Source organism: Photorhabdus sp. RM96S, from assembly GCF_042879335.1.
In the GTDB taxonomy this organism is placed as follows: Bacteria; Pseudomonadota; Gammaproteobacteria; order Enterobacterales; family Enterobacteriaceae; genus Photorhabdus; species Photorhabdus kayaii.
In genome coordinates this window covers 1-2,526 of record NZ_JBHFKT010000099.1, presented here as the reverse complement: position 1 = coordinate 2,526, position 2,526 = coordinate 1, and the positions used below count along the sequence as shown (strand labels likewise).

The 2,526-nt window shown below is 40.1% G+C and carries 1 protein-coding gene and 1 pseudogene; one reads left to right on the top strand and one right to left on the bottom strand.

The genetic code is table 11. The features are described from left to right. Positions 1 to 127: 127 nt before the first annotated feature. Positions 128 to 235, bottom strand: a pseudogene (locus ACGF49_RS24330) (MurR/RpiR family transcriptional regulator); the annotation flags it as partial. A gap of 941 nt (positions 236 to 1,176) precedes the next feature. Between ACGF49_RS24330 and ACGF49_RS24325 the strand changes: the two are divergent. After that, the gene (locus tag ACGF49_RS24325; protein WP_112896019.1) at positions 1,177 to 1,797 is read left to right on the top strand and encodes a tyrosine-type DNA invertase; all 621 of its coding nucleotides are present in this window, start codon (positions 1,177 to 1,179) and stop codon (positions 1,795 to 1,797) included. Positions 1,798 to 2,526: the final 729 nt, after the last annotated feature.

The following is a 2,526-nucleotide window of genomic DNA, read 5'->3' as shown; positions in this document are numbered from 1 at the left end:
CAAGATGGATCGCGGCGGCAAGGGAGCGAATCCCCGGGAGCATAGATAACGATGTGACCGGGGTGAGTGAGTGCAGCCAACAAAGAGGCAACTTGAAAGATGACGGGTATAGCTTGTACGCAATGAATTAAGACGTTGCTTGTAATAATAGTAAATCAATGAACATGATCAGATTAGACTCGAATGAAGTTATTTCGTTGATTTCTGCATCGAAATAAATTGCTTCGTCATATATACCCTATGGATTTCAAGATGGATCGCGACGGCAAGGGAGTGAATCCCTGGGAGCATAGGTAACTATGTGACCGGGGTGAGCGAGCGAGCGCAGCCAACAAAGAGGCAACTTGAAAGATGACGGGTATAGTGCAAAGTGCACACCAGCTAGTGAAGCCAATGGATTAGCAGATGAGCGGGTAGAGGATGGGGATCACCGGTCAACGTCAATTAACGGGAAAAGTCACATGTAACTTTTAAACGTGTGAATACACTCGCAAACCAAATTTTGTTGCAAATGATTGGCGGAGGAGGGCAATAATGGGTCATAATATTGAGGTTTAAAAAATTTATAAAAGGCATCATTGATGACGACATGGATAAAATCTGGTAGTGGTTTGAAAAGCTGAATGCTGAATATTGTATCTAGCTGATATACCAGATTATTCTGCATAGAGGATCATCTACCTTGTTACCAGTTTGTTAGATTTGCTGTCTGCCGGGTTCCTCTAGCAAAGATAGAGAGATTAAATGTTTATCGGAAGCCGGCAAACATTGCTGCATCAACATCCTTCCTTAGTGATTTGAACCAGATATCAATCTGACGGACATGTCCTTTTGTTAAAATGGTTATTGAGCCTATCGCAGCGATTTTTGTTGGTAATTCTAGCCAAAAAGCCTTATTTGGTGGGGATCGGTTAATTGAATCACTATTTTTCTTTTGGCCTTGTGATGGTAAGAATAGGGGGGGATTACCGGAGAACAGACATTGAATATCTATCCATTACGCAGCTTGAGAATAGAGCAAGTACAGAAACAGAGATTTCATACAGTCATCTGCCGCCATTTCGGTGCAGGTTTAATTACTATGGGGGATTTAGGGTTGGTTCCGGGTCTTAATCAGTTACAGATAACGCAGCGTGTTAAGTGCGTTGAAACAAAGAATATTTGGGATAGACCATAATGGGTCAGCGAAGACATCTAACGCAACACGAAGTGGAAAGTATGCTGGAAATGGCGAAAAAGAGCCCTAATGGGGAGCGCGACTATTGTCTGGTATACATGAGTTTTGTTCATGGCTTACGTGTTAGTGAAGCCAGGTATCTACGGATATCTGATCTGGATTTGGAAGATGGAAGTTTATATATCCGGCGTTTAAAAGGCGGATTTTCTACTATTCATCCTCTTTTGGGCTATGAAATCCAGGCGATCAGGGAGTGGCTAAAAGTCCGTAAAACCTTCCGAGGGGCAGAAAGTGATTGGTTGTTTCTGTCGCGTACCGGAAAACCACTAACTCGCCAGCGCATTTATCAAATTATTAGTCAGTTAGGGAAATTGGCTAATATTTCCGTAGGTTCTCATCCGCACATGTTGCGCCATGCCTGTGGTTTTGCACTTGCAGATAGGGGGATAGATACTCGGTTGATACAAGATTATCTTGGGCACAGCAATATTCGCCATACTGTGCGGTATACTGCCAGTAATGCAGAGCGTTTCCACGGTGTTTGGGGTGTAAAAAGGAATCGGAGTCGGGAATTACACTTTGATTATGTCCCACAGGAAAATGCTTGTTCAATTGAATAAGTGATTCTGATGTATGCGCCTGTTAAGGCGCATACATAAAGGACATCTTAAAAGTGTGACTTTTAAGATTCTCATACAGGGAGTTCCTTACCATTGTTGTAATACAGTAAAACCGTTTCCCTTGTTTTTTCTGCTGATTGATAGCCAATGATTTTATTATATCCAGGAAGTTTAGGGGCAATAGTAAATGGCCTCTGGGATAACGCTTTTAATAAATATCTATTTTATCTAAGTGCCTGTGAATGTTTTTTCATGATTTTTTCCACTCTGTGAATTAATGACGAACACCTGCTTCTGATGATTATCTCCCAATCCGAAATAGCATAGCGTCAGTTCTGCTAACTGAGCTAAAAATCATCATCTAACCTAATCAAAAAGGGTCATACTTCATCACCCATTAACAACATCTGTCACAGTCTAAGTCATTTCATACCGAAACAAATTATCATAAATGTGATAAGAATCACATAATAAAAATAAAACAATAAAATTTATTTGAAATTATTAATGCTGGTTATTAAATGATTAATATTAATCTATTTTTTATACAATATTGTCACAAAATAATCACATTGGCCTGTTTTTTGCCTTGCAATATAACCCTTTGTTTTTGCTGCCATCTTAACCAACCCCCTATTTTAGTTGCCCGGTTGATAATCAACCCTAAACATTGATCACTAAGCTAAATTTGTGGTTAATACTGCTTCGGCATTGTGGAATAGAAAGTCA

Bases quoted from the DNA above. Each gene is read 5' to 3' on its own strand.
- ACGF49_RS24325 (WP_112896019.1), top strand. From the start codon at position 1,177: ATGGGTCAGCGAAGACATCTAACGCAACACGAAGTGGAAAGTATGCTG.